Genomic DNA, 8,092 nt, shown 5'->3' with positions numbered 1-8,092 from the left:
AACTCGCCGCCCGCTACATGGCCGGAGTCCACCTCGCCGCACTCATCCTCTGGCTCCGCGAACCCCTCCGAGATCCTTTGTCAGACAGGCCCTAGAGGACGTACGAACCGGCAGTGGGCGAGGCGATTCCCACCGTTCCTCAGCTTGTGATTTATCCGGTGCGGCGGGGTTTGGTGCCGACCTTGTGGTGGGTCGGTCTGCGGTAGGGCTCGCCGGTGACCAGGAGCAGGCCCACGTCGTAGCGGTTCGCCGGCCGCCGGTTTTTCGAGCCGGGTGGGCGTCCGGGGCCGGGGCGGGAGGGTTTCGGCACTGCGGCCGGTGTTGAGGTTCGAGCGTGCAGGTGTCGGAACCCTCGGCGGACCCGGGCGGGGGTGAGCTTGTTCGGTTCGGTCGGCTTCTCCCATGGGCGTCGTAGGTCGATGGCCAGGGGGCGGGCGAGGCGGAGTTGGGTGTGCGCGGCCACGGTCAGCCAGGTCCAACGATCCGCCGCCTCGGCATCTCGCAGCCTCGGGGCTGTCCAGCCGAGCGTCTGCTTGATCATCCTGAAGAAGTGCTCGATGTCGAAGCGCCGCAGGAAAGTCTGCCAGGCCAGGTCGGTGTCCGCTGGGCTGGCTGTCGGTCGGGACCACCACAGCCGCAGAGGCTTGGGGTCGCCGCCGCTTGGCAGGTAGTCGACCTGGAGGCGGACCACGGTGCCCTCGATGACCGGAAGTTTGCCGGGGTGGTCCCGCCAGGCGGCGCGCTGCTGGAGTTCAGGGTGGAGCCGGTTCCACCCCTGGGCGTGGACGGTGCCGTAGCGGGTGGTCTCCGCCTTCGTCTCCGCGTCCGGGGCGCCCCAGGTCCGGGCGTCCTTGAAGATGAACTCCCCGCCGTGCTTGGGCGGCCGGCCCCCTGCCGGGTTGGCCTGAGCGAACTCCGCGCGGGTCGGCGCCGGACGCCGCATCACCCGGTCCGAACGCAGGCGCCCCAGGATCTCGACGGGCAGGTCGCGCAGGAGCCAGGCCAGACGCATCACGTCGTAGCCCGCGTCGGCCACGATCCACATCAGCGGGTCGCCCGCGCACCACTGGTCCGCGGCGACCAGGCGCTCGACCAGGCCCCGCAGTTGTGAGGCGGTCGCCGCGCCAAGGTCGTCGCCCGGCCGCAGTCGTACGGCATCCAACGGTGCGACCCACGAGGTCCGGCCCGATTCCAGGGCGACGACCCACGAGTAGGGCCAGCCGGGGATCATCTGGTGCTTGGCGTCGCCGCGGCCGTAGGTGTGGCAGAACGAGCGGGCGTTGCTCGTGTCGGCGTCCGGTCGCAGCCAGGGGGAGACATCCACCGCGAGCACCAGGCGGCCGTCGGCGGCCCGGGGCAACGGCAGGCGGGCCAGCGCGGTCCGCAACCGGTCGACATCCACCCGGCCCCGATTCAGCGCGCCGTACAGGGCGCCGTGTCCGCGCCGGCGCTCGGGCGCCAGCGCCAAGCCGACCAGGGTCTTCACCGGACCGTCGGTGCACAGCACCGCATCGGCGAGCTCGAACATGGCGTCGCGTCGGCCGGTCAGGCAGTCGTAGAAGACCCCCCGGAAGCGTGACAGTTCCGCGAACGGATCGCCCTGTTCCACCACACTCACCATTACGGCCTTCGCGTCAAGTCCTGTACCTCTTAGTCGAGTTCAGGATCACGCGAAGGCCGCACTGCCGTCCCGGGAACACCCTGACGAGTGATCACCGGGTCCGCCTGTTCGAGGCCGCTGGATAAATCACAAGCTAACCACCGGAACCCCGCGCACAATCCCAGTGGGGGCACCGCCGACGGGTGGACTCCCTGTGCGAGGGCGTGGCCGGGGGCCCCTCTGGCGTCCGTTCCGGGGCGCCCTGTGAAGGCCGTGGGCCGTCAGGCCGGCGTCCCGGCGGCCTCGCTGACGGCCAGTGCGAAGGCCTCCGCCTGTGCGGAGGGCCGCAGGCGATGGCGGATGAGGCCCAGCTCGGAGTGGGGCAAGCCTTGCACCGGGACGAAGGTGAGCGAGTCGTGGCGCCCGTGGTAGTCGGCTGTGGACCGGCACAGCAGCATGGCGCCGCGGTTGGCCGCCGTCAGACTCAGCCCTTCCTGGAGGGTGTTGACGCTGGGCCCGGCCGGCACGGGGAGGCCGCCCGGGGTCAGGCCGGGAGCCTGGGCTTGGCGCCAGTACTCGGGGGCTCCGCCGTCGATGCCGATGAGCCGGCAGTCGGCGAGCTCCTCGGCCGAGAGCGAGTCCCGGGCGGCGAAGGGGTGTCGGACCGACACGGCGAGAGTCTGCGGCTGCTGGGAGAAGACCGGGCCGAGGATGAGGTCGTCCTCGGCCACCGGCAGCAGGACCACCGCGCAGTCCACCTCCTGGCGGCGCAGCGGCCCGAAGGGGTCGGAGAGCGGGATCTCGACAATGTCGATCGCGCACTCGGGATACCGGTCCCCGAACCGTGCGATCGCCCGGCTGAGGTAGTCGTCGACGGTGCCCTGGAAGCCAATGCGCAGCTCCCCGCCCATGCCCCGGGCGGCGGCCCGAGCCTCGTCGACCGTGGCGCGCAGGGCGTCGTACGCGGGGCGCAGGCCCGCGAGGAAGCTCTCGCCCAGCGGGGTCAGGCGCACCCGGCGGCTGGTGCGTTCGACGAGCGGGGCGCCAATGCGGCTCTCCAGGGAGCGCAGCAGCTGGCTGACCCGGCTCTGGGAGACGTACAGCCGCTCACCCGCCCGTCCGAAGTGCAACTCCTGGGCGAGCACGAGGAATGACTCCAGCTCGCGTATCTCGACACCGCTCATGGTCCCGTTCTACACCGCCGCTCCGGGCGGCCGATCGAGTAGTCCCACTTATCGAAGCATGAGGGATCGGCCGTTGTTCCCGCAGGTCGGGACGGGTTGGCTGGTCGCATGGCACAGACTGAGGAAATTGCAGGCGCCACTGGGGTGCCGGAGCGCTCGGCGACCCGCGGCTGGCTGGGCGTCGCGGCCGTCGCGAGTGCGACGTTCACGGTGGTGACGTCCGAGATGCTGCCCGTGGGCCTGCTGACGCCCATCGGGGACGCGCTGAAGGTGACCGAGGGCACCGTCGGGCTGACCTTGACCATCACCGGCGTGGTCGGTGCGGTGTCGGCGCCGCTGCTGACACCGCTGTTGGGGCGCTTCGACCGGCGGACGGTGCTATGTGCGCTGATGGCGGTCCTGATGGTGGGCAACCTGCTCGCCGCGTGGTCGCCGAACTTCGCTGTGATAGTGGCCGCACGCGTGCTGGTCGGCGTAGGCATGGGCGGCGTCTGGGCGATCGCGGCGGGCCTGGCGGTACGTCTGGTGCCGCCGAAGTCGATCGGCTCCGCGACCTCGTTGATCTTCAGCGGTATCGCGGTGGCGTCGGTGCTCGGTGTCCCGGCGGGTACGTACATCGGCGAACTGGCCGACTGGCGGACAGCGTTCGTGACGGTGGGCGCGCTGGCGCTGGTGGTGCTGGCCGCCCTGGCGGTCCTGCTGCCGCGGCTGCCCGCCGAGCAGGACGTGCGGCTCAGCGGTGTGATGTGGCTGTTCGGCGAGGCGCGGGTGCGGACCGGACTGGCCGTGGTGGCGTTTCTGGTCACGGGTCACTTCGCCGCCTACACGTATGTGCGCCCCGTGCTGGAGGAGGTCTCGGGTGCGAGCGCCGGGATGATCGGCACGCTGCTGCTGGTGTACGGAGTCGCCGGTGTGGCGGGCAACTTCGCGGCCGGCGCGGGCGCCGGGCGGTCACCGCGTTCCACCCTGCTGGTGATCAGCGCGGTGCTGGCGGCCACGGTCGCGCTGGTACCGGTGCTCGGCGGCTCCGTCCTGACCGCCGGCGTGCTGCTCGCTGTCTGGGGCCTGTCCTACGGCGGCGTATCGGTCAGCACCCAGACCTGGCTGCTCGCTTCGGCTCCCGAGACGCGGGAGGCCGCCTCCGCGCTGTTCGTCGGTGTCTTCAACGGGGCGATCGCCCTCGGTGCGTTGGCCGGGGGGCTGGCCGCGGACGGTGCCGGGGTCACCGCGGTGATGTGGCTGGGCGGCGGGCTCGCCGTCGCGGCCCTCGCAGTGACGGCGCTGGGCAAGGCTCCCTCGTCCGGGCGCTTCTGAGACCGGGCCCGGCGCCCACCCCTGGGCCGCGCCGCCCCGATCCAGGGGCGGCGGGGCCGGGCGCCGGGCCTGCCTATGCCGCCCGCGGGCGTCAGTCGTCGACGGCGGCGAGGAACTTGGTGATGAGCTCGGCCCACTCGGCCGGCCCCTTCGAGGCGTTGGCGTGACCGCAGTCCAGCGTCGCCAGCCTGGCTCCCGGAATACCTTCCGCGAGTTCGCGGGAGTGAACGGGAGTGATGAGGAGGTCCCCGAGGGGCGAGACGACGAGGACCGGTACCGCGATCCGCGCGAGGTCGGCCCGTACGTCGATGTCGCCGAAGAGGGCGAGCTGCGCGTCGGGTGCCCGGCGGCATTCCGGCGGAGAACAGTTCGACCTGTTCCGCGATCTCCTCGTGGGAGCGTTCGTCGAGCCATGCACCTGTCCTCTTGCCAGGGCTGCGTAGGCGCTGCCGTGACCTCGCCGGTGTAAGCGGACGTAACTCAACCCCCGACGCGTCCCGCAGCCAGCACCACCTCAACCACAGCAGGCCAGGAGCACAAAGCTGTCCCCGTCTGCACCCATCTCGATCCCAGGCCATGGTTAGACGTCAAGCTAACCGTCGAACTTCGCCTCGTAGGCCAGCCCGCCCGGCAGGGCGCCCGGGCCGGGCAGCGTCTCGCGGGCCTGGGCGAGCATCGGCTCCACCGGCGGACCAAGCACCACCACAACCTCGCTCGTGGATAGGGGGCCGTACCGCTCGGGGGCAGGCACGGCCCCCGGCCACGGGGCCACAACCGGCCCGGCCTGTCAGCGGACCCGACTGCCCCGTCCATATGTACGGCCCGAATACTCTCCACGCGACCGGGCCCGTCACCCACGCACACGGCATTCCCTCGTAGGGACGCATTCCGCCTGCGCCGACACCCACGGACAGACCCGGATCCGTCCCTCGGGGCATGCAGCACGACGCGGCCCACCTCAACGAACCCGGCCTGGCCCTCCTGGACATCACCGCCGCCAACGAGGACACCGCCCGCAAGATCATGGACCGCCTCCAACAGATGTGGGCGACCTCCGGCATCACCCGCATCTGGCGCGTCCCCGGCGAGCCCTGTGTCCGCGCCCGGGTTACGCCGACGTCCTGCTCCGGGGACGCGGGACTCTGTAGCCAGGCATGGGCAAACCTCCTTCACGGATGGCTTGCACCGGTCGCCCTGGGCTTGCCCAGCTGCCGCCGTACCAGCGCCCCAGACCAGCCGTCCAGCCAGCGCGGGGCGCTGGCGGCCCGTCAGGTCTGCATCGCCTTCCAGCGCTCGATCAGCTCGGCTTGCCAGTCCCTCGCGGGCTGCCGTGGAACGTCGTGGGCGACTGGCACGGTGCTGCCGACACCGTCGAGGTGACTCACATCGACTTCGTTGGATGGGGCGGTGGCGCCCACGGCACTCGTCGGGTGGAGGAGCTGTGCTCCCGAACGGTGCCGCAAGACGGAGAGGTCAGTGTCCTTGGTCAGCGGGATCCACCCTTCGGGAGATGCATCGGATGGCATCTCCGCCCCTTCAGGGGCATAGAACGCCTGTACCTCACCCTCCTCCCATTCAGTCGTCTTCAAGGCGACCTGCGCGTCAAAGACTGCCGGCCGTAGGTGCAGAAGCCCATCCTTTTGCAGAGCTTCGATGTATCCGAGGAGCTCGATCGTCGCGGCCATGGTCCAGGCGACCAGCGGCACGGCGGCCCGGAACCGGTCCCGCAATCCGAACGGGTCGCCTTCCTTTCGCCGCTCCATGTCGTGATGCACCACATCGCCGTAGATCCAGGCCAGGGCAAGCCTGTGCGAATCGAGCTCGTGCTGTTCGCCTGTAGCCGTGTTGGAGATCATGACCCGGTAGGCGGCCCCCGCGGGCGTGGCGGGGGCTACCCGTGTCTTCCACTCGGCACGCGCTGCCTGGACCCACTCCGCGTCCTTCGGCGACGTCCGGCAGGCGTAGCCCAGTGCCTTCAGCGCCTTCATGTGGAAGCAGTCCTCGGTCTCCAGCAGGATCGGCCGGATCCGCGCCGCGGCGGACTCGACTGCTTCCTCGGCCGGCAGCTGATTCCGGAGGCGCATCTTGCCGTTCTCGTCCCACCAGAACACGACCCTCGGGTCGGCGAACGCTTCGAGGCTCTCCCGGTCCTCTACCAGGGAGTGCTCGGCCACACGGCGGGCTCGCACCACAAACGCCTCAAGACAATGCTGGTTCTTCCGCTCGATCTCCAACTGATCGCGTACCACGCGCCCCCTCCTCACCTCGACACCAGCATGACGAGCCACCCCTCCCATGCACCACCCGATTCACCAGGAGCGGTTTCTTACGAGTTGGTGCGTGATTGCGGGTGGGCATGCTCTGGTGGTGAGGGGCATGGTTGATCGGGCGGTGTTGGCACATCCGTTGTTCACGGGGGTCTCGACGGCTCATCTGGCGCTTCTGGTCGAGGAGTTGGCCAAACCGTGGGTGGCGTCAGCTGAGGGCCACCGGTTCGCTGCGCGGGGCGGGTCGCGCAAGCGTGCGCCGGGTGCGGGCGCCCGGTATCGGCTGGTGTTCGTAGACCGGCTGGTGGTCACCCTGATTCATCTGCGGCACGACCTGCCACACGCCGTCCTGGGTGTGCTGTTCGGTGTCGACCGCTCGACGGTCATCCGGGGCATCGGCGAGGTGCGCCGGCTGCTGGCCGAACGGGGCTTCGCCGTTCCCGACCGGCCTGGTCTGCGGCTTCGCTCGCTGGCGGACGTGTTCGCCTACGCCCAGGCCGAAGGTGTCGAACTGAGGCTGGACGCCACTGAGATCCAGGTCCGCCGCCCGGCCGCGGGGCGGGGCGGACGGCGTGCGTTCGCGTCGGGCAAGAAGAAGCAGAATACGATGAAGGCCACCGTCATCGCGGACTTCAAAGGCCGCACGGAGTGATGCTTTGCGGCCAGGGCGGATGCACGATGTGACCGCGGCCCGAGCCGCAGGCATCAGCGGCTGCTTCCGCCACTTCGACCTGGTCGAGGTTCTGCTGGACGACGGCTACCTGGGCCTGGGCCGTGACCATCCCGGCCAGGCTGTCACGCCGCCCCGAAAGCCCCGGCCAGGAGCACTGCCCGGCAGAGTCGAACAGTGGGAACGTGACCGGCACGACCACTCCAGCGACCGCATCACCGTCGGGCACGCACTGGCCGACCACAAACGCTGGAAACAACTCATGTGCCGGACCCACCGCCGCGACGGCCTGCCCGACACCTACCGAGCCATCGCCGGTCTCGTCTCCGACCGCGCGATCAACCTCTGACAACGGCCCCGAGCAGGGCAAACACAGCCCACCCGCAATCACGCACCAACTCGTTAGCTTCCAGCACAGCCCGCTGACCTTCCAACACGCTCACGCCAGTCCAACGAACCACCGAGCGGAGAGCCACGAATTAAAGATCTGCACGCCCTAAGCGAAGGTCAGCCAACGGTGTCCTCGACCACGAGGACACCGGCCTCTTCGGCCCATTGCCACACGCGCGGTCCGTATCGCTCGGTGCTCCAGTACTGCTTACGGATGGAGCCCTCGGCGGTCATCTGGAGTGCTTCAGGGTAGCCGAAGTGCTGGATGAGGCCGGTGGCGAGAGTGGATGTGGCGGTGATCAGGCTGGGGCCGTCTTCGGCGAGGTCATCGATGTCGAAGACGGATGTCACCTCGGGGGGCTCGCTGAGGAGGTGACTGCCGAGCCTTCCGCCGAAGCCGCGCGGCTGGTGCAGTTCCGCCGGCAGGGTGGGTGAGACCGGCACGATGGTTGCGCGAACCGTGGCAGGACCGCCGGCGGTAGCCCGGTCGCGGGCATGGCGGCCTAGGGCCTGTCGTCAAATTCCCGTCTGTCCTGCGACGCCTGGCACGCACTCTCGCCGCACCGGGCGAGAGCCCACGTACGTCCAGTACGAGGGCTCTCGCCCGGCGCGCCGAGAGCACGCACCAGACGCCGCCGGACCGCCCTTCGGGCGACGACGGGAATTT

At 70.0% G+C, this 8,092-nt stretch carries 7 protein-coding genes and 1 pseudogene; 3 read left to right on the top strand and 5 right to left on the bottom strand.

The window, feature by feature from the left end; all coding sequences use genetic code 11:
* Positions 1–151: 151 nt before the first annotated feature.
* Positions 152–1,621 (bottom strand): NF041680 family putative transposase, encoded by a 1,470-nt coding sequence (locus AB0G17_RS37045; protein ID WP_361392608.1) that lies wholly within the window; start codon positions 1,619–1,621, stop codon positions 152–154.
* A gap of 260 nt (positions 1,622–1,881) precedes the next feature.
* Positions 1,882–2,784 (bottom strand): LysR family transcriptional regulator, encoded by a 903-nt coding sequence (locus AB0G17_RS37040; RefSeq protein WP_361392606.1) that lies wholly within the window; start codon positions 2,782–2,784, stop codon positions 1,882–1,884.
* Positions 2,785–2,892: 108 nt separating this feature from the next.
* Here AB0G17_RS37040 and AB0G17_RS37035 point away from each other — a divergent pair, with 108 nt between their 5' ends.
* The gene (locus AB0G17_RS37035) at positions 2,893–4,098 is read left to right on the top strand and encodes an MFS transporter (protein ID WP_361392603.1); all 1,206 of its coding nucleotides are present in this window, start codon (positions 2,893–2,895) and stop codon (positions 4,096–4,098) included.
* Between the two features lie 91 nt (positions 4,099–4,189).
* Here AB0G17_RS37035 and AB0G17_RS37030 read toward each other — a convergent pair whose 3' ends face one another.
* A complete protein-coding gene (locus tag AB0G17_RS37030) occupies positions 4,190–4,516 on the bottom strand; it encodes an alpha/beta hydrolase (protein WP_361392600.1) in 327 nt (108 codons plus the stop codon).
* 518 nt (positions 4,517–5,034) lie between these two features.
* On the opposite strand from AB0G17_RS37030, the gene AB0G17_RS37025 reads away from it, so the two are divergent.
* A complete protein-coding gene (locus AB0G17_RS37025) occupies positions 5,035–5,478 on the top strand; it encodes a DUF6207 family protein (protein ID WP_361392598.1) in 444 nt (147 codons plus the stop codon).
* Here the strand turns inward: AB0G17_RS37025 and AB0G17_RS37020 are convergent.
* The gene (locus AB0G17_RS37020; protein WP_361392595.1) at positions 5,367–6,347 is read right to left on the bottom strand and encodes a hypothetical protein; all 981 of its coding nucleotides are present in this window, start codon (positions 6,345–6,347) and stop codon (positions 5,367–5,369) included. The genes AB0G17_RS37025 and AB0G17_RS37020 overlap by 112 nt on opposite strands.
* A gap of 127 nt (positions 6,348–6,474) precedes the next feature.
* Here AB0G17_RS37020 and AB0G17_RS37015 point away from each other — a divergent pair.
* Positions 6,475–7,384: pseudogene (locus AB0G17_RS37015) on the top strand (transposase family protein).
* A gap of 158 nt (positions 7,385–7,542) precedes the next feature.
* Here AB0G17_RS37015 and AB0G17_RS37010 read toward each other — a convergent pair.
* Positions 7,543–7,869 carry a hypothetical protein gene (locus AB0G17_RS37010; RefSeq protein ID WP_361392592.1) on the bottom strand — a complete coding sequence of 109 codons (327 nt, stop codon included), beginning with the start codon at positions 7,867–7,869 and terminating at the stop codon, positions 7,543–7,545.
* Between the last annotated feature and the right edge of the window lie 223 nt (positions 7,870–8,092).

This window comes from Streptomyces sp. NPDC023838 (assembly GCF_040639555.1).
GTDB lineage: Bacteria > Actinomycetota > Actinomycetes > Streptomycetales > Streptomycetaceae > Streptomyces.
Note: the sequence above shows the minus strand (reverse complement) of the source record. Positions and strands in the feature narration are given on the sequence as shown.

Coding starts and splice junctions, on each gene's coding strand:
- AB0G17_RS37035 (WP_361392603.1), top strand. CDS start 2,893: ATGGCACAGACTGAGGAAATTGCAGGCGCCACTGGGGTGCCGGAGCGC.
- AB0G17_RS37025 (WP_361392598.1), top strand. CDS start 5,035: ATGCAGCACGACGCGGCCCACCTCAACGAACCCGGCCTGGCCCTCCTG.
- AB0G17_RS37045 (WP_361392608.1), bottom strand. CDS start 1,621: ATGGTGAGTGTGGTGGAACAGGGCGATCCGTTCGCGGAACTGTCACGC.
- AB0G17_RS37040 (WP_361392606.1), bottom strand. CDS start 2,784: ATGAGCGGTGTCGAGATACGCGAGCTGGAGTCATTCCTCGTGCTCGCC.